Origin of the sequence: Clostridium sp. Marseille-Q2269 (genome assembly GCF_943736985.1) — a bacterium.
Taxonomy (GTDB): Bacteria; Bacillota; Clostridia; order Clostridiales; family Clostridiaceae; genus Clostridium_F.
Genome location: NZ_CALSFS010000002.1, coordinates 401,868 through 428,810, shown reverse-complemented (window position 1 = coordinate 428,810; position 26,943 = coordinate 401,868). Strand labels below are relative to the sequence as shown.

At 27.4% G+C, this 26,943-nt stretch carries 16 protein-coding genes; 11 read left to right on the top strand and 5 right to left on the bottom strand.

Features of this window, described 5'->3' with window-relative positions:
• Positions 1-1,173, bottom strand: a complete 1,173-nt coding sequence (locus NGI68_RS05955) for a cation:proton antiporter (protein ID WP_251860573.1) — start codon at positions 1,171-1,173, stop codon at positions 1-3.
• A gap of 183 nt (positions 1,174-1,356) precedes the next feature.
• Here NGI68_RS05955 and NGI68_RS05950 point away from each other — a divergent pair, with 183 nt between their 5' ends.
• The 4 genes from NGI68_RS05950 (at position 1,357) to NGI68_RS05935 (ending at position 7,589) form a co-directional block, all read left to right on the top strand.
• On the top strand, positions 1,357-1,734 hold the full coding sequence (locus tag NGI68_RS05950; RefSeq protein WP_251860572.1) for a hypothetical protein: 378 nt from the start codon (positions 1,357-1,359) through the stop codon (positions 1,732-1,734).
• Between the two features lie 344 nt (positions 1,735-2,078).
• Positions 2,079-4,034 (top strand): DNA gyrase/topoisomerase IV subunit B, encoded by a 1,956-nt coding sequence (locus NGI68_RS05945; protein WP_251860571.1) that lies wholly within the window; start codon positions 2,079-2,081, stop codon positions 4,032-4,034.
• A gap of 74 nt (positions 4,035-4,108) precedes the next feature.
• Positions 4,109-6,979 carry a DNA topoisomerase IV subunit A gene (locus NGI68_RS05940; protein ID WP_251860570.1) on the top strand — a complete coding sequence of 957 codons (2,871 nt, stop codon included), beginning with the start codon at positions 4,109-4,111 and terminating at the stop codon, positions 6,977-6,979.
• A gap of 46 nt (positions 6,980-7,025) precedes the next feature.
• Positions 7,026-7,589, top strand: a complete 564-nt coding sequence (locus tag NGI68_RS05935) for a glycerol-3-phosphate responsive antiterminator (RefSeq protein ID WP_251860569.1) — start codon at positions 7,026-7,028, stop codon at positions 7,587-7,589.
• Between the two features lie 251 nt (positions 7,590-7,840).
• Here NGI68_RS05935 and NGI68_RS05930 read toward each other — a convergent pair whose 3' ends face one another.
• Both NGI68_RS05930 and NGI68_RS05925 read right to left on the bottom strand, forming a co-directional pair.
• Positions 7,841-8,392 carry a DJ-1 family glyoxalase III gene (locus NGI68_RS05930; RefSeq protein WP_251860568.1) on the bottom strand — a complete coding sequence of 184 codons (552 nt, stop codon included), beginning with the start codon at positions 8,390-8,392 and terminating at the stop codon, positions 7,841-7,843.
• Positions 8,393-8,455: 63 nt separating this feature from the next.
• Positions 8,456-8,866 carry a GtrA family protein gene (locus tag NGI68_RS05925; protein ID WP_251860567.1) on the bottom strand — a complete coding sequence of 137 codons (411 nt, stop codon included), beginning with the start codon at positions 8,864-8,866 and terminating at the stop codon, positions 8,456-8,458.
• A gap of 450 nt (positions 8,867-9,316) precedes the next feature.
• Here NGI68_RS05925 and NGI68_RS05920 point away from each other — a divergent pair, with 450 nt between their 5' ends.
• Complete coding sequence (locus tag NGI68_RS05920) at positions 9,317-10,534, top strand: M16 family metallopeptidase (protein ID WP_251860566.1); 1,218 nt, start codon at positions 9,317-9,319, stop codon at positions 10,532-10,534.
• Positions 10,535-10,903: 369 nt separating this feature from the next.
• Here the strand turns inward: NGI68_RS05920 and uvsE are convergent, their stop codons facing one another.
• A complete protein-coding gene (gene uvsE / locus NGI68_RS05915) occupies positions 10,904-12,175 on the bottom strand; it encodes a UV DNA damage repair endonuclease UvsE (RefSeq protein WP_251860565.1) in 1,272 nt (423 codons plus the stop codon).
• 458 nt (positions 12,176-12,633) lie between these two features.
• Between uvsE and NGI68_RS05910 the strand changes: the two genes are divergently transcribed.
• A complete protein-coding gene (locus NGI68_RS05910; protein ID WP_251860564.1) occupies positions 12,634-14,040 on the top strand; it encodes a thioredoxin-like domain-containing protein in 1,407 nt (468 codons plus the stop codon).
• A gap of 23 nt (positions 14,041-14,063) precedes the next feature.
• On the opposite strand, the gene NGI68_RS05905 is transcribed toward NGI68_RS05910, so the two are convergent.
• Positions 14,064-14,882, bottom strand: coding sequence for a TIM barrel protein (locus NGI68_RS05905; RefSeq protein WP_251860563.1), 819 nt, complete (start codon positions 14,880-14,882; stop codon positions 14,064-14,066).
• A 172-nt stretch (positions 14,883-15,054) separates the two neighbouring features.
• On the opposite strand from NGI68_RS05905, the gene recJ reads away from it, so the two are divergent.
• The 5 genes from recJ to NGI68_RS05880 all read left to right on the top strand — a co-directional run bounded on the left by recJ (position 15,055) and on the right by NGI68_RS05880 (position 26,939).
• Complete coding sequence (gene recJ / locus NGI68_RS05900; protein WP_251860562.1) at positions 15,055-16,833, top strand: single-stranded-DNA-specific exonuclease RecJ; 1,779 nt, start codon at positions 15,055-15,057, stop codon at positions 16,831-16,833.
• A gap of 224 nt (positions 16,834-17,057) precedes the next feature.
• Positions 17,058-19,166, top strand: a complete 2,109-nt coding sequence (locus NGI68_RS05895; RefSeq protein WP_251860561.1) for a PAS domain-containing sensor histidine kinase — start codon at positions 17,058-17,060, stop codon at positions 19,164-19,166.
• Between the two features lie 345 nt (positions 19,167-19,511).
• A complete protein-coding gene (gene murG, locus NGI68_RS05890; RefSeq protein WP_251860560.1) occupies positions 19,512-20,576 on the top strand; it encodes an undecaprenyldiphospho-muramoylpentapeptide beta-N-acetylglucosaminyltransferase in 1,065 nt (354 codons plus the stop codon).
• Positions 20,577-21,223: 647 nt separating this feature from the next.
• The gene (nifJ, locus tag NGI68_RS05885) at positions 21,224-24,802 is read left to right on the top strand and encodes a pyruvate:ferredoxin (flavodoxin) oxidoreductase (RefSeq protein ID WP_251860559.1); all 3,579 of its coding nucleotides are present in this window, start codon (positions 21,224-21,226) and stop codon (positions 24,800-24,802) included.
• A gap of 580 nt (positions 24,803-25,382) precedes the next feature.
• On the top strand, positions 25,383-26,939 hold the full coding sequence (locus tag NGI68_RS05880) for a sodium:neurotransmitter symporter family protein (RefSeq protein WP_251860558.1): 1,557 nt from the start codon (positions 25,383-25,385) through the stop codon (positions 26,937-26,939).
• Positions 26,940-26,943: the final 4 nt, after the last annotated feature.

Genomic DNA, 26,943 nt, shown 5'->3' with positions numbered 1-26,943 from the left:
TTATATATTTGCTTCTTTAGCTTTTATTATAGCAGTTTTTGTAGATAATGGTCCTATTATTTCTGTAATAATTGTAGTTGCTAAAAGTATGGTTAAAACTTTTGTGTCAAGTCCAGTTCCTTTAAACTCTCTACTTACTATAATAGCTAAACCTACAGCTACTCCTATTTGTGAAAATAGACCGTAGCCTATGTATTTTTTTACTGTTTTAGGTGCTTTAGAAATTATAGCTCCTAAGGAAGCTCCTGATATTTTTCCTATCATTCTAAATATAAGATAACACATACCTAGTATACCTATTTTAGGTATCATTTTTATATCTAATCTAGCACCAGCTAATACAAAGAATGCTGTTATAATAGGAGAACCAAAATTTTCTATAGTAGCAAAAATTTCATTGCTATGGGAAGATAAATTTGCAACAGTTATACCTAAACACATAGAAGCTAAAAGAGAAGATAAATTAAATTTTATACATATTCCTGTAAGTATTACAATTGCGCCCAATGTTAATGTCTGAATTTCTGAATCTCTAGAACATTTATTGATTATATAAATTAAAATTGAACCTAAAACAAAACCCGCTAAAAGAGAAAAGAATATTTCTAAAAGGGGTGGAACTATTATAGAGTAAGCACTAATAGGTTTATTTGCAATAAAAACTTTTGCTAAAGAAGAAGCTATAGAATATATCATAAGGCATATAGCATCATCTACAGCCACTACACCAAGTAAAGTAGTTGTTAAAGGACCTTTAGCCTTCAGTTCTTTAAGTACCATTACTGTGGCCGCTGGAGCTGTTGCAGAGGCTACGGCGCCTAGTATTAGAGCAGTATATATTTTTTCTCCTAATACTAGTGTAATCATGGTAACTGCGGCAAAGGCTAAAGTAGCCTCAAAAAATGCAATTATAAAAATAGGCTTACCCAATTTTTTTATAACAGATATTTCTAATTCACTACCTATATTAAAAGCTATAATTCCTAAAGCAAAATCTCCTATAAAGGATAATTTTTCAATCATAATATTGTTTTCTAAGTTTAAACCCGACACTCCAAGCACCAGGCCAGCTATGATATAGCCCGCTACTGATGGTATCTTGAATTGATTCATTATTTTGCCAAAAAGCACACCAACAATAAGGGCAATACCGACTCCTACAAATGGATTCATAGAATATTCCTCCCTTAACTAAAATATATTTAATTTTAAAATTTATATAGAAATTTTAAAATTTTTTCATATTAAGTATACAACAAATAAATGTAATATATCAAATTTATAAATAATATCTATCCAAAAAAAATATACAGCATATAAAGATAATAAGAGGATTATTAAGGGAGTGTGAATAATTTGAAATATGTAGTAGCTCAATATATATTAATGGCTATACTGATAATAGCCATAGGTTATTTTTTATATTTAATTAGAAGTAAAAATGAAAATCATATGGAAAATTATTATGGACTTTCTGATATAATAATAGATAGCAATGGTGAAGACACTAAAAATAGAGAAAATATAAAAATTATATTAAGAGCTATAGGAGATTCTGTAAGGGATGTAGAAAAAAATTATAAGCTAGAGCCGAATAATGTAAAAGAAGATAAAGCCTTAGATACAGCAGAAAGGTTACTCCAAGAATATAAATTAAAAGGAAAAATAAATGAAAATGCCTTAATATATTTAATAAGAATAAATTGTGCTCTAATGAATGAAACACATAAATAATTTCATTTAATTATAGATGTAATATTTAAAATTTTTGTTTTTTAATATATAATAACTAGAGTAATTATATATACTACTTTAATATGCAGATATTTTATCAGCATATTATTTTTTAGACCTGAAAAATAAGAACATTTGTTTTAAGAATAATTCTTTGTTATAATCAGTATGAGATTGGATAAATTAAAGTTAATGTTTTATTTACATATTATGAAAACTACAATAAGTAAGTTTTTTAATGTATAATAAACAGTAATGAAACACATGGAATAAAATGTAAAAGTATAATTATATAAAAATAATCAAATTTTATATAATAGTATGCATAGATTTGGAGGATAAAAATGGAGGAAAGAGTAGATAACATAGAAGATTATGATGTTACCAAGTTGACCTCTTTGGAAAAATTAGAGCCTGTAAGAGTGAGACCAGGAATGTATATAGGGTCCACAGGAACCAAGGGACTTCATCATTGCATTTGGGAGATACTAGATAATGCAATTGATGAAATTTCAAATGGATATGGAGATACGGCAGAGGTTATATTAAATGAAGATAAAAGTGTTACAGTTATAGATAATGGAAGAGGTATTCCTACAGGGATACATCCCATTAAAAAGAAGTCTGGTGTGGAGATGGTTTTTACAGAACTACATACCGGAGGAAAGTTTAATAATTCAATATATAAAACTTCAGGAGGTCTTCATGGTGTAGGAGCATCAGTAGTTAATGCTTTATCAGAATGGACAGAAGTTGAAGTTTATCAAAATAGCAACATATATAAACAAAGATTTGAGTATGCTTTAGATAAAAAGGTTAATAAGAAAATGCCAGGAACACCTGTAACAAAACTTAAAGTTATAGGGACTACAGATAAAACTGGTACAAAAGTCACTTTTAAACCAGATAAAGAAGTATTTTCAACTGTAGATTTTAAATTTGATGTTATAGATGAAAGATTGCAAGAATTAGCATTTCAAAATAAAGGAATAAGATTAAAACTAATAGACAATAGAAAAGATGAACCTGAAATAAAGGAGTACCATTCTGAAAGAGGACTTTTAGATTTTATAGATTATTTAAATGAGAGTAAAACCCCAATACATAATCCTGCAGTATTATTTGAGGGAGAAAAGGAAATAAATAATTTAAAAATGGAAGGGGAAATATGTTTTCAATTTACAGATTCATCAACAGAAAACATAGCCAGTTATGTTAATAACATCCCAACTACAGAGGCTGGTACACATGAAACAGGCTTTAAAACAGGTATGACTAGAGCTTTTAAAGAAGGAGCTAAGAAACTAAATTTAATAAAAGAAAAAGATAAAGAATTTGATGGATCTGATCTTAGAGAGGGAATTACAGTTATAGTTAGAATTAAAATAAGTAATCCTGTATTTGAAGGGCAAACAAAAACTAAACTTGGAAACAATGAAGCCTATACCATGATGAATGATTTAGCTTATACTAAATTTTTAGAATGGATAGAGGATAATAAAGAAACTTCTACATTAATTATAAATAATGCTTTAGCTGCTGCGGCTAGAAGAGAGAAAATAAAAAAAATAAACGAAGCGGAAAAGAAAAAGATAGGTAAGGGATTAGCACCATTAGCAGGTAAAATAGCTGTTTGCACGCTGAGAGATTCAAATACTACAGAATTTATAGTAGTGGAAGGAGATTCAGCAGGAGGTTCTGCAAAACAAGCAAGAGACAGAAGATTCCAAAGTATAATGCCTTCTAAGGGTAAGATTATGAATACTGAAAAACAAAAGATAGAAAACGTATTAGGTAGTGAAGAGTTAAAAATATTTAATACTGCTATAGGAACAGGTGTATTAGAAAATTATAAGGATGATGATTTAAAATATAATAAAATAATAATATTAAGTGATGCAGATGTAGATGGATATCATATTAGGACTTTATGGATGACATATATATATAGATATATGAAACCATTAGTGGCCAATGGACACCTTTATATAGCTATGCCACCTTTATATAAAGTTTATAAGAAAGATAAAAAAGGTGAAAGGTCAATGTATTGCTATAATGATGAAGAGCTAGAAAAAGCTAAAAAGAAAATTGGCAAAGGATATTTAATTCAAAGATATAAAGGTCTAGGAGAAATGAATCCAGAACAATTATGGGAAACTACATTAAATCCTGAAACAAGAACTCTTCAAAGAATAACAATAGAAGATGCAGCAAAGGCTGAAAAAATGGTATCTTTACTTATGGGGGACGTAGTAGAACCACGAAAAAATTATTTATATAAATATGCAGAATTTTAGATATAAGGGCTAAATAATTTATATATTTAGCCTTTGCCATGTAAATAAATATAGAAGTACAGGGAGGATTTTGTATGGCTAAAAAAGTAGTAATACCTAAAGATAATAATATAATAGCGTTTCCATTAGAAGAAGCTATGCCAGAAAATTATTTGCCTTATGCAGTAGAAGTAGCAAAAGAAAGAGCGTTGCCGGATGTTAGGGATGGATTAAAACCCGTACAAAGAAGAATAGTTTACGGTTCATATATGTTAAGAGCCTTTCCTGATAAGCCTTATTATAAATCTGCCAGAATAGTAGGTGATATCTTAGGTAAATATCATCCTCATGGAGATTCCTCTGTTTATGATGCCATGGTAATATTGGCACAAAATTTCACAACAAGAATGCCTCTTATAGATGGACATGGAAACTGGGGAAGTCAAGATGGTGATAGTGCAGCAGCTATGCGTTATACAGAAGCAAGACTTACTCCTATTGCTATGGAAATAATAAAAGATATAGATAAAGATGTAGTTAATATGGTAGATAACTATTCAAATTCAGAAAAGGAGCCAGAAGTATTACCAGCTAAATTTCCTAATATACTTGTAAATGGAGCTTTTGGAATAGCTGTAGGATTAGCTACTAATATACCACCTCATAATTTAGGAGAAGTTATAGATGGAACTTTAGCTTACATAGATAATAATGAAATAACTACTAAGGAATTATTAAATTACATAAAGGGACCAGATCTTCCAACAGGAGGAGTAATAATAGGCAAAAATTCTATGCTATCTGCCTATGAAACAGGAGAGGGAAGAGTAACTTTAAGAGCTAAAACTAAAATAGAAAAATTAGAAAATGGCAAGTTAGCTATTGTAATTACTGAATTTCCTTTTAGAAAAAACAAAGCCAAACTTCTTCAATTTATATCAGAGATGACAGCGGATAAAAAACACTCTAAAGCCTTAGAAAATATTACAGATATAAGGGATGAATCTGATAGAAATGGAATAAGAGCTGTAATAGAATTTAAAAAAATGGCCACAGAGGATTTAGTAGAAAAGACTTTGAAATACCTATATAAAAAGACAGATTTGCAAAGTAACATATCTTTTAATATGGTGGCTTTAGCAGATGGAAAACCAAAAACTTTAGGACTAAAATCTATGTTAAAATACTATGTGGAACATCAAAAAGAAGTGGTCACAAGAAAGACTAACACAGAATTAAAAATAGCAGAAAAAAGATTTCATATAGTAGAAGGGTTTATAAAAGCTATAGGAATAATGGATGAAATCATAAAAACCATAAGAGAATCAAAATCTAAAAAAAATGCTAGAGAAAATCTAATGGAAAAATTCTCTTTTACTGATATTCAAGCAGAGGCTATATTAGAGCTTATGCTATATAAATTAACAGGTCTTGAAATAGTAGCTTTTGAAAAAGAATATAAGGAATTAGAAAAATTAATAAATAAACTAAAAAAAATATTAAATAGTGAAAAGGAACTTTTAAAGGTTATAAAGAAAGAATTAACCGAGGTTAAAGAAACCTATAATGATAAGAGAAGGACATCTATAATAGAAGACGACGAAAAAGCAAAAATAGATATAGAAGAAATAATAGTAGAAGAAGATGTGGTTGTGACTCTATCCAATGAAGGATTTATAAAAAGAATATCTCTTAAATCCTATAATAGATCTAGCGCTAATGTGGAAGATATAGATTATAGAGAAGGAGACTTCAATAGATTTTTAATACAGTGCAATACAAAAGATACTCTTTGCTTACCTACTAAAGAAGGAAATATGTATCAGATAAAAGTTATAAATATACCAGAGCTTAAGTGGAAAGAAAAAGGAGTTAAATTAGATGAAATAATAAGGACTATAGATTTATCTGAAACTATAATAGAAGCTTTTTCTATAGAAGATTTTACTGCTCAAAAGGATATTTTATTTATAACGGATAGTGGATATATTAAAAAAACTACATTGGATAAATTTAATACAAATTATACTAAAATAATGGCTCTAAAGCTTAAAAAACAAGAAAATCTTGTTAAAATTAATTTAGTGGATAGAACCAGAGAGGAAAAATTCCTAAATATAATAACACAAAAAGGATTAAGATTTAATATAGAGGAGCCTAGTTTAGAGGCAGTGGATAGAAATATAATTGGCTATAAATTATTTGATGTTCTTCCTGGGGATATTATAAAACAGGTGGATTTTTGTGAAGATTATGAATATAAGAGTTTTTATGTGAATATATCTAAAGATGGATTAGTAAGTATATCAGATTTGAAAGATGACAAAGCCCATATAAGTTTATTTACAGATTCCTCTAAAACTATAGTTATATTTGATAATGAAGGCAAAGCTTATTATATACCAGCTTTTATGATTCAAAGTATAAAAAAACAAGGAATAAATATTTCAGAACTTATTGGGTGTAAAATAAAATTCCTAAATGCAATATCTACATTTAAGTTTGAAGAGGATGTGAGTATATACTTTGCATCTGAAAAAGGATTTATAAAGAGAACATTATTGAGTGAACTAAAAATAGAAGGCAATTCAGCTCAAGTTTATAAATTCAAAGATAAAGAAGATAAATTAGTAAGTATACTTATTAAAAACAATGAAGAAGAAAAAAATATATTAATAATAACACAAAAAGCTATGGCTATAAGATTTAAAAGTGAAGTTGTAAATCCCATGGGCAAAATGGCATCAGGAGTTACAGGCATAAGTTTAAAAGATACGGATAAGGCAATTCTAGCTGTTATAATAGACGAGAAAAGTACAGGAAAAATCAAAATAAAGACAAAGGCAAAGGATAAGGGAAATATAGAAATAAGTAAAATAAAGATTCAAAATAGAGCAGGTATAGGAAATAGCTTAATGCCTCTATTATTAAACGATTTTGTGGACACAGTGCAATTTCATAAATAACATAACAGACTAAACATTAAAATTAATATAAGAAGGAGCATTATATATGAATTTAACAGAAGTATTCATTGAAAATCCAGTAATAGCAGCAGTAAGAAATGAAAAAGACTTAGAAAAGGCATTGGAAAGCAAAGCTAATATAGTATTTGTACTTTTTGGTAGTGTTATAAACATAAAAGGTATTTGTCACAAATTAAAGCAAACAGAAAAGAAAATTTTTGTTCATGTGGATATGATAGATGGATTAAAAGGAGATTCATCAGGAATAGAATATTTAAAAGAATGTGTAGAATTGGATGGTATAATAAGTACAAAAACTTCTAATATAAAACATGCTACACAAGTTGGATTGTATGCAATACAAAGAATTTTTATAATAGACTCACTATCTTTAAAAACAGGAATAAAAAATATACTAGAACATAAGCCTACGGCAGTAGAGGTTATGCCAGGAATAGCTAGTAAAATAATAAATCAATTGGAACCTAAAATAAAAAATATTCCTATAATAGCAGGTGGATTAATAAAAGAGAAAAAAGATGTAATAGAATCTTTATCTGCAGGGGCAGTGGCTATATCAACTACTTGTTGGGAGCTTTGGGATCTTTAATAATATAAGATGTTAGGTTATTTACTAATGAATTTTAAATTGAAATGTGAAGTTTTATGTTTTAATAAATAAAAAATTTTATAATTAATAAATAAACATAACCATATGGGGCATAAAAAATAGATAAATCTATCAATATGCCGCATATGGTTTTTTATTAAAAGTAACAAAACTTTAAAGATAATATACAAGCATTTTATTTATAGGAAATCATATTATGATTTTTATATTATACAGAAAAATAAATAATATTAAAGAAGATTTGAAAGCATATCTTCCTTTATCAATTCAACAGAATCCTTTTTAAAATTTTCTAGTATTTTAAAAGCAAAATTCATTGCTATAGCTGGTCCTCTGCTGGTTATTATATTACTATCTTGAACAATTAGATCTTCTTTATAAATGCCTTCTTTTAAATGTTTTTCAAATCCAGGATAAGAAGTGACTTGTTTTCCTTTTATTATATTTGCTTTACTTAAAACTATGGGTCCAGCACATATGGCAGCTATCAATTTTTTGTTTTTATTGAACTGGGTTACCAAATCTATAACTGTACAATTATCTCTTAAATTAATTGCACCAGGCATACCTCCAGGAATAACTAAAGCATCATATTCATTGCTTTTAAGTTCTTGTAAAGTTATATCTACATTAACATCAATATTATGAGCACCTTTTATAATTTTTTCAGAGGTGATACTGCACATATGACATTCAATACCGCCTCTCCTTAATACATCTACTACGGTAAGAGCTTCGATTTCTTCAAATCCCTCTGCTATAAATACTAAAGCTTTTTTCATGAATTTTCCTCCTTCAATATTCTTAGTTATTATATCATCTATGTAAATAATTTGAAAATAATATTAATTTTTTTTAAATACAAAAAGCTTGTTTATTAAAAAAGATAAAATACCAGTACACATTGAAGCTATAAGCGCAGATATATTAGACCAAATAATTTGAGATACATTTAATAAATTATAAGAAGATAGATTAGATAATATTATGCTATTTAATATGGCAGCTATACCAATAACTGAAGCATATTGTATATAAGAGCTAGAGTTAGATTTAAATGTGAACTTTCTATTTAAAAAATATCCACTCATAGAGTAGGCTGAAAAAGAAATAACTTTAAATAGATAATTAATATTTCCACTATATATACCAGTAATAAACCATAATAAATTTAATATTAAAAAATCTATAAGTACATTTAAGACTCCTATGGAGGCATATTTTATGAATTGTATAAAATTTTTATTAGTAATCATAAAATCCCTTCTATTTCATATTAATTGATATTTTATAATAAATTATATCATAAATTACATAATTTAAAGTATACATCTTCAAATAAATAACATTATTTAGATGAAATGAAATTTATAGAACTATAGAATATTTGAATGAGAAATAATTTTAATAGGTATTTTTATATTCTTAATAATAAACTTAAGTATTATTTTTGTTATTATAGTATATATAAACTTATTGTATAATAATTTAAAAGTATTTTATCATACCATAATATATAAAAAATAATTTTAAATATAAATTTATTATATAAAAATTAATAATAAACTTAAAATAATATAAGAGAGGTAACATGGAGCTATCACACTAAGAACAAATTCTACAATATATTGTGATAACTTTAAACTTGTAAAACAATATATTGTGCTTAAATTCTTTAATACGACAGCCTCATTAAAGTGTAAACCATGAAAAAATTTAAATTAAAAAATGGAATAACAATAATTTATGAAAAAAGTTTGAGCGATATAAGTTCTATTTGTATAGGATTTAATGCAGGAGCCTTAGAAGAAAAAATCGATTTTCCATTTGGCACAGCCCATGCTGTTGAGCATATGGTTTCTAAAGGTACATCTAATAGAACAGAAAAACAAATCAATATTTTAGCAGATAGTATATTTGGATTTGAAAATGCAATGACTAATTATCCTTATGTGGTCTATTATGGAAGTTTCTTAAAGGAAGATTTAAAAAAAGCTTTAGATTTTTATAGTGATATTTTATTAAATCCAAAGTTTCAAGCAAAGGATTTTGAGGAAGAAAAATCTATTATATTAGAGGAATTAAAGGAATGGAGAGAGGATCCTTATCAATTTTGTGAGGATCAGATGTTAAAAAATTCTTTTAAAAAAAGAAGAATAAAAGAATTGATTATAGGAAATGAAAAGACTATAGAAAATATTACTTTAAATCATATAAAAGATTTTTATAATGCATATTATAGCCCTAAAAATTGTGTTATTACTATAGTAACATCAGTAGATGAACAAGAGGCTGTTAAATCCATAAAGAAATTCTTTGGAAATTTTAAAAGATCCTATAAAAAAGTAGAAGAAATAGGATATAACAATAGAAAAGAAAGTATATATGTTAATCATAAAAATGGTATAGAAGGTGCTAAAATAATATATAGCTATGATATACATGAATTAAATAAAAAAGAAATAATAACTCTCAAGATATTTAATGAGATATTTGCACAAGGTACAAGCAGTATTTTATTTAATAACATAAGAACTGAACATGGATTAGCTTATGATGTAGGAAGTTATTTTAAAAATGAAAGAGGTGTAAAATTACTAAATTTTTACATAGGTACATCCAAAGAAAAAATAAATAAAACCATTAATATAATGGATGGAACTTTAGAAAAATTAATATGCAGTAAGGAATATTTTAAAGAGGAGAATATACGTAGAGCTATAAAAAGTATAAAGCTAAAGAAATCTATAAGACATGAGATGTCTATAAGATTAGCTTTAGATATTACAACTTATGAACTTATGTATAACGGAAAATTAGATATAAATGATTCTATAGATGAATTAGGATTAATAAGAGAAGAAGATATAAAAAATGTATTAGAAAAGGTGTTAAAAAATAAAATAATACAAATATTAAAATAACTTTTTGTGCTAGTTAATTTTTTTATATTGAAATAACTTTTTTAAAGAGATAAATTTTTAAATATGAAAATATTAGTATAATCTGTTGTGCTAGTTGAATTCAGCTCACGGAACTTTTAAAACACTAATATAATTGTAAGTAAGATTGGCTCAAAGTTTAGCTTATCAAAATATGATTCCTAGAGCTACTTTAACTAGCACAAAAAGTTAGTATAGTATTTTCAAGGAACTAGTATAATAGAGGAAAATAAATTATTATAATAGTTAAAAGAATTTTAAAAATTATTATAGATTTAAATAGGATGATTTTTAGTTTTTTTATAAAGTTTATATAATAGATAATTATAATAGAAATATTATATACTAAATTTAATAAATAAAATAATATGAATTTAGAATATAATCCACACTATATTTTTTGCACAGTCTATGAAGAAAGTTTTTCGTTTTTGTCCCACATTGTATATTAGAATTTTGTTCAAAAATTTTATATAAAGAATAGAAGTTGTTTTTTTCTTTTTCATTAATTTTATTTTTAATACATTCAAAAACATTAAGAAGAGCATTTCTATAATTTTTTTTATCAAAATCAGTAATTAAGGCTTTGTCTATTAGTTCATACAATTGTATAATTTTATTTTCTGTATTAGAATTTATTAATTTATTACATTCCTCATAAATATGGTAGTTTTTTTCTATAATAGAATACTTATATTTTTCCAATTCGTTATAAATAAATGAGTTATTAAGATCCTTTTTTAAGGAGTTTATACATTTAATAGCGGATATTTCCTTATCTTTAACTTCTAACATAGTATCTGCATTAAATTTCTTCAAAATATTAAAATATGTTAAAAAATTATTTGCAAATATAAATTGAGAGTGAGCACCAGGTTTTTTATAAGGATCTTGATTAGAATAATGAACCTTAATATTGCCATCTTCTTTAGTCCAAGTATCTTTAACAAAATTTAGTATCTGGTTTATTTCTTCTAAATCGTCAAAGTCCTTACCTATTTTGACTCTATGATGCAGATTATCAAAAACAGCAGGGATCTGTAGTGTATTGCAAATAGAAAGTATATCTTGAATATGATAATTTCTCTCATCATTTTCTAGTATTAATCTTTTTTTTGCAGAAGATGAAAGATATTTGAAATTTTTTTCAAATCTTTTCATGGCATCTAACTTATTGTTATAAACGCCTCCTAGATGAAGAACTATTTTATTTGAATAATCTAATTCCAAAGAATCTAAAAATTTTGTGTGATATTCTATATCTTTGATACTCTTTTTCATTACATCTTCTGAAGGAGAATTTAATACTGTATATTGGCCAGGGTGCATAGATACCCTTATATTATTTTCTTTAATAAAATTGCCACAGCTATAAAAATATTCCTTAAATAAATTCCACCATTTTATATTATTTATAGTATGACTACCAAAAGGAATAATATCAGAGCTTATTCTAAACATGTAAATATCTTTAGAAATATTATAATTTAATATAGTATAAAGATCCTGTAAATTTAATTTACTTGCTCTATAAAAATTTTCATAAGAAAAATTTTTCAGCATAAAACTTCTGGAATTCTTAGCATCTATGGTCATAGGGATACAAGCATAACCTATTTTCATTTTAATCTCCTTAGTATAATAATTTAATTAGCATAACAAGTTAATTTAATTTTTAAATAAAAATATTTGTATTTATTATAATATCATATATAAATTATACAAAAAATATATTAGCATATAATATATATTAAACAATATGTATATAAAATATTAAAAATAAATTTATGTATTTAGTATTCATAACATTGATATATATATAATTGTATAAATTTAGTGAAAAAAATTAAATTTATTGTTGTGATGCTTATAAAAAAGTCGCAAGATTATTATAATTAAAACGTATACAAGAAAATTTTATATATATGAAATAAATACACATAGATAAGAATATAGTTTTATTAGTATATAAAGTTTAAAAAATATAAAGATATATTTAAATGTAAATATATTACATTAATAGAAATGAGGAAATTTGAGAGGAGGTAATAAGGATATAGTTAAAATATCCTTATAAATATATGAGTAATCTGTATGAAAAATATAAAAATGCTAAAGTTCATGCCCCTAATTTCCCGATAACTACAGAATGGCTAGGTACAAAAAGGACAAATCTTGATAAACTAAAGAATAGAGTAATACTTTTAGATTTCTGGACATTTTGTTGCATAAATTGTATACATGTAATAGAAGATCTAGAATACTTAGAAAGAAAATATGGTAATAAGTTGCAAGTTATAGGTGTGCATTCACCTAAATTTAAATATGAAAAAAACAGTAAAGCTGTATTAAATGCTATGAAGAAATATGGCATAAATCATCCTGTGGTAAATGATAAAAACAAAACCATATGGGATAATTATACAGTAAATTCATGGCCCACATTTGTATTAATAGATCCAGAAGGGTATGCTTTTGCCATGGTATCAGGAGAAGGAAATAGAGAATTATTAGATGAAATAATAAATGATACAATACAATACTTTGATGATAAGATAAATTGGTCAGATAAAAATATAGTTGTAGAAAATAAATGTGAAGGAGAAGGATATATATACCCTTCTAAAATATCTATAAATGAAAGTGGATTAATAGCTTTTTCCGAAAAAGGGAAAAATAGAATAATCATATTAGATGAAAAATTAGATGAGATCAAAATAATAGGTAATAGTAAATATGGATTAAAGGATGGAAATTTTAAGGAAGCAGAATTTAAAGCGCCAGAAGGAATAAGATTTATAAAAAATAAAATTTATGTTGCAGATACAGAAAATCATACTATAAGAGAATGTGATTTAGAGAAAGAGATGGTTAAGACTATAGCAGGTAATGGTGAAAAAGAATATAGTCCTATGGCAAGGGGAGATGCTTTAAATGTAAGCTTAAATTCTCCATGGGATTTAGAAATTGTGGAAGAATATATATATATAGCTATGGCAGGAAATCATCAAATCTGGAAATATAATATGAAGGATAATAGTATAGAAAGTCATATAGGTACTGGAGGAGAAAATATAAGAGATGGAAGTTTTGATAAATGTTTATTAGCTCAAACTTCTGCTTTAAGTTATGATGGGAAAAATAGATTATATTTTATAGATTCAGAGACGAGTTCTATAAGATATGCAGATTTAGAAGAACATAAAGTGCATACCCTTATAGGAAAAGGATTATTTTATTTTGGAAATAAAATTGGAAATTTTGAAAATACTATGCTTCAGCATCCATTAGATTTAAAGTATAAAAATAATATATTATATATAGCAGATACTTATAATAATAGGATAATAAAAGTGGATATCATAAATGAAAAAGTAGAAATAATAAAAAAAGGACTAAATGAGCCAAATGGAATAGATATATATGTAGATGATATATATCTATGTGATACTAACGGTGGTAAAATAGAGAAGATAAGTATTAAATAAGGAAAGTGTGTAGAACACTTTCCTTAAAGTTCGTAATACGAATTTTTAAGAAGAAGAGCATCCCTTTCAAGTATAGGGCTTTCACAAATTACACAACCTTTAATATCAAAGTCTTTGAAAGCTTTAAGGCAAGCAATATAGTTAAAATCACTTTCTTCAAGTGGAAGATGATTTCGTTCACCTTTTTCACTGTAATGTATTCCAGAAATATGTATATGCATATCATCTAAAGCGGATCGTCCTAAATTCTTTTCAACATAACTTAATATATTATAAAAATCTTTATATTCTTTTAATCCACCATTATATCTGGCATGTATATGAGAAAAGTCTATACACAATTTGCAGGTTGATACTTCTTTGCATAGTGCTACATTCTCTTCTAAGGAACCAAATTGAGTTCCTTTTCCTGTGGTTTCTAATCTATAATTCACCCCTAAGTCTGGCAATTTTTTTAAGTTATTCAAAATAGTTTGGAATGCTTCTTCTTTGGAATCTTTAAGATAAAATCCAGGATGAAATATCAAACTTCTTCCTTCAACTTTTTTTAATCCGTGAACCCCTTGAATTATTCTTTCTATGGATTTCTCTTGCTTTTCTATTTCATCTGCATTTAGATTTATAAAATAAGATCCATGGGCAGATAAATAAAAATTGTTATTATTTTTTTCTTCAAGTATACCTTCTTTATTTTTATCAGTAACATTAACAGATCTTACAAAGGGCAATTCCATAGCATTTAATCCTATGCTATTTAAATATTCTATACCAGATTTGTAATTAAATTTAGTGCTACCTTCACCAATAGGCAAACCAGAAATACCAAAAATTAATCTATCCATAAATAAAACCTCCATTAATTCAATTTAATATGTATTAAATTATACAAATATAATTTAATGTAATAATGATTATTATATAATATTTACAACAAGATGTAAAATCAATACTAAGTAAAATTAATACAAAAATATTAATGTTAATGGTATAATTAGCAAGGAAGAGGTGTGTGTCTTGGAAAAAAAGTGGATGTTAAGAAGAAGCAGATTGAATATAAAAGATATAGCACATAAGGCAGGTATAAGTGAAACTTTATGCACTATATTAGTTAACAGAGATATATTTAAGTTAGAATATATAAAAGAATTTTTAAATCCTTCTTTAGAAAATCTTTATAATCCTTTGTTAATGAAGGATATGGATAAAGGTACAGAAATAATAAAGAAATCAATAATAGATAAAAAGAAAATAGCTGTTTATGGAGACTATGATGCAGATGGTGTCACTAGTACTGTAATATTATATACAGCTTTAAAAGAATGTGGAGCTAATTTAATTTATTATATACCAGATCGTGAAACAGAAGGATATGGAATGTGTACAGATAGAGTTGAAAAGCTAAAAGAAGAAGGGGTAGAAGTTATAATTACATGCGATAATGGCATAGCTGCATTAGAACAAGTAGAACGAGCAAAGGAATTAGGTATGACTGTAGTAATTACTGATCATCATGAGTTACCATTTATAGAATGTGAAAATGGAGAAAGAGAGTATGTTGTGCCTAAAGCAGATGCTATAGTAAACCCTAAACAAAAGGATTGCTATTATCCCTTTAAAATGCTTTGTGGGGCTGGAATAGCTTTTAAGTTTTCAAAGCTTTTATATGAAAAACTAAATATGAATCCTAATAAATATAAAGATTTGTTACAGTTTGCTGCTATAGGAACTATATGTGATGTAGTAGATTTAAAAGATGAAAATAGAATAATAGCCAAATTAGGCTTAAAGAGTCTAAATAATACAAATAATTTAGGTTTAAAAGCTCTTATAAAAGAAGCTTCTTTAGATGGCAAGAATATAACTTCTTACAATGTAGGGTTTGTAATAGGACCTTGTATAAATGCTACAGGAAGATTAAACACAGCTGCATTATCTGTAGAGTTATTTTTGTGTAAGGATGTAAAAAAAGCAGAAGAATTGGCGAAGAAATTAAGAAATTTAAATGCTGAGAGACAAGAACTTACTATGGAAGGGGTAGATGAAATAATATATACCATAGAAAATTCAGCATTAAAAGAAGATAAAGTATTAGTTGTTTATAAAGAAAATATACACGAAAGTATAGCAGGTATAGTGGCTGGAAGAATAAAAGATGCGTATAATAGGCCAACAATAGTTTTGACTAAAGGAAAAGAAATGCCAAAAGGATCAGGAAGATCTATAGATGGATATAATCTTTTTGAAGAACTTATGAAATGCAAACAATACATATGTAAATTTGGAGGACATCCAATGGCTGCAGGACTTAGTATAGAAGAAAAAAACATAGATAAGCTAAGAGATGAGTTAAATGGAAATTGTGATTTGAAAGATGAAGATTTTATTCCTAAAATTAGAATAGATAAAAAAGTTCCATTAAGAGAAGTAACTTTAGAACTAATAGATAATCTTCAATGTTTAGAACCATTTGGAAAAGGAAATAGTTCTCCAGTATTAGCAGAAAAAAATATAAAAGTAGAGGGGATTAGGGTATTAGGTAAAGATAAAAATACGTTAAAATTAATATGTAGAGTAGAAGGCGCAAATAAAAGAATAGATGCTATGGCCTTTGGAAAAGTGGAATCATTTAAAAAAGATCTAGAGAACATATATGGAGTTGAAAATGTGGAGAATGTTATGAGTAATCCTCTTATAGCAGGTTTGAAATTAGATTTAATATATTATCCAATTATAAATGAGTATAATGGCAATGTGTGTGTGCAGTTAAAAATGATAGACTACAGAATAATCTAGTTTAAACACTAATTAAAAAAACTAAATCTTCATGTGGATTTGGACAATGGAATAAATTTAATTAAGAAACATGTTAGTTCATACTAATATGTTTCTTAATGTTTACTAATATGTGTATTAAAAATATTGTGAATAAACTTTAAATGGATATTAACTTAATTATTGACTAATATGATAAAAAGAGAGTACACTATAAAAAATGATTTTAATAATAGGGAGGAATTATGGAAGCAATAGGAAGTGTTTTTTTGCAAGATAGAAGTACAATAAAAAGTATAATTGATAGTATTCCTTATGCGTGCTATATTGTAAATGATAAGTACGATTTAATCTATGTAAATAATGTAGCTTTAGATTTAAGTAAGGAATTAAAAAGAAAATCTAGTTCCAAGCTACAGCCAGGAGAAGAAAAAACATTGATGGATTGCCTAAATGAGTATGAAATAAAGTTTAAAGATGGTGGATTAGTTACAGAAAAAAACTTCCCTGTTTTTATAGCACTTAAAGAGCAAAGGGAGATAAAAGAAGTTACATTAATGCTTACCAATATTAGTGGGAAAAATATATATTTTAATTTAGATGTAATACCTATAAATTTAGAGGGAACCCATAAGGGCGCATTAATAAATTTAAGGGATATTACCAAGGAATGTATATATAAAAAAAGTATACAGAAAGATAAAAAAGAAATTTTAAATATCTCAGAAGAAATAAGAAATAAAAGTGAAATTATAGAAGCTTTAACTAAAAAACAATTATCTTATATAAAATATCTTAATAATGTAATTAATAATATCTCAGAAGGAATAATGGTTTTTGATAAGAATTCAAAATTAATATTATGCAATAAAGCTATTGAACAAATAGCTGGAATGAAAGTTAAACATTTACGAGATATTAAGGATGTAATTAACCAATATGATATATACACATTGGATGACGTTAAAAATACTAAATATGAAATAAAGACTGTTAATCTGGACTATAAAAGAAGAGTAGATACTATATTATTGAAATTAGTAAAAAAGGATAGTAATCAGGTTAGATACATAGAGTATAACAGCAATCCTATTAAAGATGAAAATGGGGAAATATCTTATACTATATCTAGCGTAAAAGATGTTACAGACTTAACTGAAAGTCAAATAACTGTTGAAGAGAGAGCAGAGTTTATAAAATATGTAGTGGATTGTGTAGAATTACCTTTAGCTGTATTAGATTATCCTAATTTAACATATAAATTAGTTAATGAAAGGTATGAGCAATTAGTAGAAAGATTATACACTAAGAAAATAAAAGGTAACCTGTATGGACATACTGTAGAAGAAGTATTTACAAAAGAAGAATTTAATGAAAAGCTAAAAGTATTAAAAGACATGAAAGAAGGCGAAATAAAAGAACACACATTTTCTCCTACAAAGTTTGTTCTAGATTCAGGGGAAGAGAGATTTTATAAAATAAAATATATTTATCATGAAATTAAAAATAAAAAAAGAGTTCATATACATGGGTCAGACGTAACAGAAGAATTTAAAAGTAATATAGAATTAGAAGAGGTAAACAAACTTAAAGATGAGTTTTTTACAATAATATCCCATGAACTAAGAACACCTCTTACAATAATTTATTCCTCATTACAATTAGCCTATGATATTTATTCTAAGGACATAAATTCAAATATCGATAAGATTTTAAAAAGAATAAATCAGAACACATCAAGGCTTTTAAAACTTATAAATAATATATTAGATATATCAAAGGCAGAAGCTGGTTTTTTGACTTTGAATAATGAATATTTTGATATAGTATTAGAAACGGAAAATATAGTTAATTCCATAGTGAATTATGCTAGTTGTAAAAATATAAATTTAATATTTGATACTACAAAAGAAGAGGAAAAGGTTTGTATTGATAAGGAGAAGTATGAAAAAATATTATTAAATTTATTATCTAATGCTGCAAAATTTACTCAAGAAAATAAATCTATATATGTTAGCATTGCAATCTACAAGGATAGCTTTAAATTGATAGTAAAAGATGAAGGAATAGGAATACCTAAAGATAAAATAGATTGTATTTTTAATAGATTTGCACAAGTAAATAGTTCATTATCAAGAAATGCGGAAGGAACAGGTATTGGGCTTTCCTTAGTAAAAAAAATTGTAGATTTTATGGGTGGAGAAATAAAGGTTGATAGTACTGTAGGAAAAGGTACTACATTTACTGTTAAAATAAATAAAAATATGGATAAATCATGCCCTAAATCAGAGAAAACTGTTATACATAGTAATATTTCTAAGAAGATACATATAGAATTTTCAGACATAAACTAAAATATAAAAGCCTTATTTAAGTAAATAAAATTTACAATTAAATGAGGCTTTTGTTATTTATATAAAACATATTTATTTTAAAATATTGTTAACTTCTTATCATTATCCTAATTAAAATTATTATATATTATCAATTTGATATAAAAAAGTAGTATATTGAATAAGTAATATAGTAATCAATAATAAATTATATATATTATAATATAAAAAATATAATTTATATATAATTAAAAAGTATTTGAAAAAATAATATTTATAGTATTATTAATATTGGACTTTATTTTTATATAATAGATATGACTAAAAATAAAATATATAACAAATTCAAGAAAGGAGAATATAATTTTGAAAAAGATTATAATGACAGGTGGGGGAACAGCAGGACACGTTACTCCAAATTTAGCATTAGTTCCAGAATTAAAGAAAATGGGATATGAAATTAAATATATAGGTAGTATACAAGGAATAGAAAGACAAATTATAGAGAAAGAAGGCATTGAATATTTTCCTATTTCTAGTGGGAAGTTAAGAAGATATTTTGATTTGAAAAATTTCTCAGACCCATTTAAAGTATTGAAGGGATTGTTTCAAGCTAAGAAAATAATTAAGAGAGAAAAACCAGATATAATCTTTTCAAAGGGAGGCTTCGTAACTGTTCCAGTGGTTATAGCAGCACATTTGAATAAGATACCAGTTATAGCCCATGAATCAGATATAACTCCTGGACTTGCAAATAAACTTGCTACACCTTATTGTACAAAGGTATGTGTTACTTTTCCTGAGTCAGTAAAGCATATAAAAGGAAATAAGGCAGTACTAACAGGTACTCCAATAAGAAAAGAATTATTAGAAGGGAGTAAAAGTAAGGCTGTAGATTTATGCAAATTTAAAGAAGATAGACCAATTCTCTTAATAATCGGAGGAAGTTTAGGTTCAAAGGTTATAAACGAAATAGTCAGAAAAAATTTGGATGAGATACTTTCAAAATTCAATATAATACACATTTGCGGAAAGTCTAATTTGGATGAAAATTTAGAAAATAGAAGGGGCTATACCCAATTTGAGTATGTGAATGAAGATTTACCTCATTTAATGAAAGCCGCAGATTTGGTAATATCAAGAGCAGGAGCCAATGTAATATATGAGCTTTTAGCACTGAAAAAACCAAATCTGTTAATACCTTTGTCTAAAAAATCTAGTAGGGGAGATCAAATTTTAAATGCAGCATCTTTCGAAAGAAGTGGATATAGTTTAGTGCTAAAAGAAGAAGAAGTTTCAGATAAAACTTTAATAGAAAAGTTAAATTATTTGTATGAAAATAAAAATGTTTATATAAATAATATGTCCAAAAGTAAAATGGATAATGGTGTTAAAAATATAACAGAATTGATAAAAAAATATACAATATAAACACAAAACATTAAAGATGCATCACGATAATATTGCATTAGTTTAATAAATTCAAAAAATAATGTATATTAAGTTAAATACAGAATAATAATTTTATAAATTTATTAAATGTTAATATACATATATTGTTTGGTTATTTTAGCCTTTAACGGTTAAATATTTAAAAATATACCATTGAATTTATTTCTTTAAGTATTATAATAAAAATAAGCAACAAATTTTTAAAGATAAAAATTCATACATCATAATGAGATCTTTAAAAATTTGTTACTTAATCATGTGGTTTTTGGTCTTACCAGTGCTGGCGAAATTAAGAATGTATAAAGTATGTATAACCATTATATAAAATTTTATATATTTTACTTTTATATAGTGGCATAAAAACATATTAATGTTATAATGTGTCTTGTAAGAGTTTTTGAAATTTTGCGATTTAAAATGTTTTTTATGCTTTAAAGTGGTATTTTATGCATAAACACTGAAAAGGATTTTACATATAAAAATTTTTGGTGTATATTGATAATTAACTTTGAAGAAAAAAGTAAAATTTTACAGTTTTATAAGGCAAAATTGTACAAATTGTTAATTATTTTGCGGATTTATTCCGCGAATTTTATATAAATTAAAGGGAAAGAAGGGAATTTTCTATGAGAAGAATGAAAACTATGGATGGTAATACTGCTGCAGCATATATATCATATGCATTTACAGATGTAGCAGCTATTTATCCAATAACACCTTCATCACCAATGGCAGAACATGTTGATGAATGGGTAGCTCAAGGAAAGAAAAATATATTTGGTCAACCAGTAAAAGTTATGGAAATGCAATCTGAAGCTGGTGCAGCTGGTGCTGTTCACGGTTCATTACAAGCAGGTGCATTAACAACAACTTATACAGCATCTCAAGGTTTATTACTTATGATCCCTAATATGTACAAAATCGCTGGAGAACTTTTACCAGGAGTATTTCATGTAAGTGCTAGAGCATTAGCTGCAAATTCTCTAAATATATTTGGAGATCATCAAGATGTTATGGCAGCTAGACAAACAGGACTAGCTTTATTAGCTGAAAGTAGTGTACAACAAGTTATGGATTTATCAGCAGTTGCACATTTAACAGCTATAGAAGGACGAGTTCCTTTCATAAACTTCTTTGATGGATTTAGAACATCTCATGAAATTCAAAAAGTAGAAGTTTTAGAATATGATGAATTAGAAAATTTAGTTGATATGGATGCAGTAAAAGCTTTCAGAAGAAGAGCTTTAAATCCAGATCACCCAGTTATAAGAGGTACAGCCCAAAATCCTGATATTTATTTCCAAGAAAGAGAAATATCTAACAACTATTATGAAGAACTTCCTGCATTAGTTGAAAAATACATGGGAGAAATCTCAAAATTAACAGGAAGAGAATATCACCTATTCAACTACTATGGTGCAGAAGATGCAGAAAGATTAATAGTAGCTATGGGATCAGTATGTGATACTGTAGAAGAAGTTGTTGATTATTTAATGGCTAAGGGAGAAAAAGTTGGTTTATTAACAGTACATTTATATAGACCATTCTCATTAGAACACTTCTTTAAATATATACCAAAAACAGTTAAGAATATTGCTGTTTTAGATAGAACTAAAGAACCAGGTGCTTTAGCGGAACCATTATACTTAGACGTTAAAAATGCGTTCTATGGAAAAGAATGGCAACCAACAATCGTTGGAGGAAGATATGGCTTAGGTTCAAAAGAAACTTATCCATCACACATATTAAGTGTATATGAAAACTTAAAGAAAGATGAACCAAAGGATGGATTTACTATAGGTATAGTAGATGATGTTACAAATACATCATTAGAAGATGCAGAAGCTATAAACACAACTCCAGCTGGAACTACTGCATGTAAGTTCTGGGGATTAGGATCAGATGGTACTGTTGGAGCTAACAAGAGTGCTATAAAAATAATAGGTGACCATACAGATATGTATGCACAAGGATATTTTGCATATGACTCTAAAAAATCTGGTGGTATAACAATTTCTCACTTAAGATTTGGTAAATCACCTATACAATCACCATACCTAATCAACCAAGCTGATTTTGTAGCTTGCCATAATCAATCTTATGTATATAAATACAATGTATTAGAAGGATTGAAAAAAGGTGGAAGATTCTTATTAAATACTATCTGGAGCCCAGAAGAAGTAGAAACTCATCTACCAGCTTCAATGAAAAAATACATTGCTGAAAATGATATAGAATTCTATACATTAAACGCTGTTAAAATAGCACAAGAAATAGGTTTAGGCGGAAGAATAAACATGATCTGTCAAGCTGCTTTCTTCAAAATTGCAAACATTATACCAGTAGAAGACGCGGCTAAATACCTAAAAGACGCTGTTGTAACTAACTACGGTAAAAAAGGTCAAAAGATTGTTGATATGAACAATGCTGCTATAGATAAAGGTGTTAATGCTACAGTTAAAATAGAAGTTCCAGCTTCATGGAAAGACGCTAAATGCGAAGATTCATGTACAGCTAAAGAAAATCCACAATTTATCAAAAACATTGTTGAACCAATGAATAGACAAGAAGGAGACAAACTTCCTGTAAGTGCATTCAAAGGAATGGAAGATGGTACATTCCCATCAGGAACAGCTGCTTATGAAAAGAGAGGAATTGCTATAAACGTTCCAGAGTGGCAAGTAGATAAATGTATTCAATGTAATCAATGTTCATATGTTTGTCCACATGCAGTTATAAGACCAATTCTTTTAGATGATGAAGAAACTAAAAATGCTCCAGAAGGATTTAAATCAAAACCAGCTGTAGGAGCAAAAGGATTAAACTTCACAATGGCTATAAGCCCATATGATTGTACAGGATGTGGAAATTGTGCGGATGTATGTCCAGCTAAGGAAAAAGCATTAATAATGAAACCATTTGATTCTCAAATCGAAGAAGATAAGAATTGGGAATATGCAATGAAGGTATCTCCAAAAGCTAATCCAATGAAGAAAAACTCAGTTAAGGGTAGCCAATTTGAACAACCATTATTAGAGTTCTCAGGAGCCTGTGCAGGTTGTGGAGAAACTCCATATGCTAAACTTATAACTCAATTATTTGGAGACAGAATGATGATAGCTAATGCTACAGGTTGTTCATCAATTTGGGGAGCATCAGCACCATCAACTCCATATACTACAAACCATAAAGGATACGGTCCAGCTTGGGCTAACTCATTATTTGAAGATAATGCTGAATTTGGAATGGGTATGTATCTTGGAGTAAAACAAGTAAGAGATAAGGTTTGTGAAGACGTAAAAGCTGTATTAGGATATAAATCAGCAGAAGATCTTCAAAGCTGTGCAATAGGAACAGAAGATTGTTCAGAAAAAGATATGACAGGAACAGTTATATCTGGAGAATTAAGAGCTGCTTTAGAAGATTGGTTAACCAATGTAGATTTAGGAGAAGGTACTAGAGAAAGAGCAGACAAAGTTATAGAATTAGTAGGAAAAGAAAAAGGAAGCGACAAACTACTAAATGAAATCTATGAAAATAAAGATTTCTTAGTTAAGAGATCACACTGGATATTTGGTGGAGACGGTTGGGCTTATGACATCGGATACGGCGGAGTAGACCATGTACTTGCTTCAGGAGAAGACGTAAATATATTTGTATTTGATACAGAAGTTTACTCAAATACAGGTGGTCAATCTTCAAAAGCTACACCAACTGCAGCTATAGCTAAATTCGCAGCATCAGGTAAGAAGACTAAGAAAAAAGACTTAGGTGCAATGGCTATGACTTATGGTTATGTTTACGTAGCACAAATCGCTATGGGAGCAGACAAGAACCAAACATTAAAAGCAATAGCAGAAGCTGAAGCATATCCAGGTCCATCATTAATAATAGCTTATGCTCCATGTATAAATCATGGATTAAAAGCAGGAATGGGTTGCAGCCAATTAGAAGAAAAGAAAGCTGTTGATTGTGGATATTGGGGATTATATAGATTTAATCCTGAATTAGCTGAAGCAGGAAAAAATGGATTCTCATTAGATTCAAAAGAACCTAAAGCAAGCTTTAGAGACTTCTTAATGGGAGAAGTAAGATATGCATCACTTGCTAAACAATTCCCAGAAGATGCTGAAGCATTATTTGTAAAAACAGAACAAGATGCTAAAGAAAGATTAGAAAACTACAAGAAAATGGCTAATAAATAATAGCTTTAAATAATAAGGGAGTCTTTTAAGGCTCTCTTATTTAATTTTATGTAAAAAAGTAAGCTTTAAAGTATCTGTGGTTAAAATCTTTATTATCATAATTTTTATGATAATAAAGATTTTTTTATTTGTATTAATAATAAAACTAGATGAATTGAACATTGAAAATTTAAGGGATGATAGTAAAGTTATCAAAGTAAAGTTTTGTATTTAATTTATTAATAGAGTGTATAAATTTTATTAATAAATGTAAAAAGTGAAATATAATGGGAATGAAGTATATAAATGCATAATTTATTATTTTCAATATACATATTAAGCTAACAAAGTATGTTTTTTATAATATCTAAGTGGAATGAATATAAGGAAAATATGAAAAGATAGAGATTGAATACGTATACTTGATGAAGAAAAAGTTTACATTATATTCAATTATCGAAATATTACTTAGAAATCAAAAAAATGTAAGTTAAAAAATATGTTCTTGCAACTTTCGACATAATCTGCTATTATATTCATAAATATAACTTCATAAGTGAATAAATAATAGTATTAAAAATTCAATAAGGAGGGAAATAAAATGGCTAAAAGAGAGAATTGGGGATCTAAATTAGGACTTATTCTTGCAATGGCAGGTAATGCTGTAGGTCTTGGAAATTTTTGGAGATTTCCTTATCAAGCAGCTAAACACGGTGGGGGAGCTTTTATGGTTCCATACATTGCTGCATTACTTCTATTAGGTATTCCAATAATTATAATAGAATGGATGCAAGGACGTTATGGAGGTAAAATTGGGCGTGGAACAGTAGGACATATGATTTATCTTCAATCAAAAGAAAAGTTGGGACCTAAGGGGTCTGCAATATTAGGTTCAATATGTGGGGCTATTATCATAGGTGTTGTTACCTTAGTTAATTCTTATTATCTGCACATTATAGGTTGGTCTTTAGGATACAGTGTACTTTCAATTACAGGCGGATATATGGATAAGAGTGTGTCTACAGGACAATTTTTTGTAAATTATATTCAATCACCAGAAAAAGTTATAGTATTTTGGGTTATATCAGTAGCATTCTTAGGGTTTGCTTTAGCAAGAGGAGTACAAAAAGGAATAGAAGCATGGGCGAAAGTATTAATGCCGCTATTATATATATTTGGATTTTTATTAATTTTCAAAGCTATTACTTTAGGTTCTCCAGTTAAACCAGAATGGTCATCTCTAAAAGGACTTAGTTATATATGGACACCAAGGTGGAGTGAGCTAAATTTTAAAACAGTGCTAGCAGCTTGCGGTCAGATATTCTTTACTTTATCTATAGGTATGGGTATAGTTCAAAATTATGCTTCATATTTAAAAGAAGATGATGATTTAGTTGTTTCAGGATTATGTACAGTATCATTAAATGAATTTGCAGAAGTTATATTAGGTGGTACTATAGTTATACCAATAACTTATGCATTTATGGGTATGGATGGATTGCAATCAGGAGTAGGACTTACTTTTATAGCTCTTCCAAATATATTTAGAGCTATGGGTGGAGGGCAATTCATGGGAACAATGTGGTTCTTTATGTTCTTCTTTGCCGGTGTAACATCTGCTATAGCAATGTATAATTATGTTGTTGCTATATTAGAAGAAGAAATGAATGTGTCAAGAAAAAATGCATCAATTGCGGTATTCTTTTTATACATGATAGTTGGTCTCCCTGTAATGTTAGAACCAATTTTAACTAAAACTTCTGAACTTGTATATCTATCAGAGTTAGATAACTGGGTTGGTAGCTATTTATTAATAGTTGTTGGGCTCATAGAGGTTATAGTTGCAGGTTGGTTATTTGGAACAGAAAAATCTTTAGAAGAAACTAATAGAGGGGCTTATATAAAGGTACCAAGATGGTTCTATTCTGTTATAGTTAAATTTGTAACTCCAATTATAATGATAGTTGTATTAATAGGGTCTACTATGGACTATATAAAGGAAGGATATTTTAAAGTAGTGCCATCCTTTGTTGAAAAATTCCCAAATTTAATTCCTTGGGTTAATGGTGCAAGGGTAGTATTGGTTACAGTGCTTGTTATAGGTTTTGTTATAACATATAATGCTATAATGAAAGCTCACAAACAGGATTTTGTATAATATA

Coding starts and splice junctions, on each gene's coding strand:
- NGI68_RS05955 (WP_251860573.1), bottom strand. CDS start 1,173: ATGAATCCATTTGTAGGAGTCGGTATTGCCCTTATTGTTGGTGTGCTT.
- NGI68_RS05945 (WP_251860571.1), top strand. CDS start 2,079: ATGGAGGAAAGAGTAGATAACATAGAAGATTATGATGTTACCAAGTTG.
- NGI68_RS05940 (WP_251860570.1), top strand. CDS start 4,109: ATGGCTAAAAAAGTAGTAATACCTAAAGATAATAATATAATAGCGTTT.
- NGI68_RS05935 (WP_251860569.1), top strand. CDS start 7,026: ATGAATTTAACAGAAGTATTCATTGAAAATCCAGTAATAGCAGCAGTA.
- NGI68_RS05930 (WP_251860568.1), bottom strand. CDS start 8,392: ATGAAAAAAGCTTTAGTATTTATAGCAGAGGGATTTGAAGAAATCGAA.
- NGI68_RS05925 (WP_251860567.1), bottom strand. CDS start 8,866: ATGATTACTAATAAAAATTTTATACAATTCATAAAATATGCCTCCATA.
- NGI68_RS05920 (WP_251860566.1), top strand. CDS start 9,317: ATGAAAAAATTTAAATTAAAAAATGGAATAACAATAATTTATGAAAAA.
- uvsE (WP_251860565.1), bottom strand. CDS start 12,175: ATGAAAATAGGTTATGCTTGTATCCCTATGACCATAGATGCTAAGAAT.
- NGI68_RS05910 (WP_251860564.1), top strand. CDS start 12,634: ATGAGTAATCTGTATGAAAAATATAAAAATGCTAAAGTTCATGCCCCT.
- NGI68_RS05905 (WP_251860563.1), bottom strand. CDS start 14,882: ATGGATAGATTAATTTTTGGTATTTCTGGTTTGCCTATTGGTGAAGGT.
- NGI68_RS05895 (WP_251860561.1), top strand. CDS start 17,058: ATGGAAGCAATAGGAAGTGTTTTTTTGCAAGATAGAAGTACAATAAAA.
- nifJ (WP_251860559.1), top strand. CDS start 21,224: ATGAGAAGAATGAAAACTATGGATGGTAATACTGCTGCAGCATATATA.
- NGI68_RS05880 (WP_251860558.1), top strand. CDS start 25,383: ATGGCTAAAAGAGAGAATTGGGGATCTAAATTAGGACTTATTCTTGCA.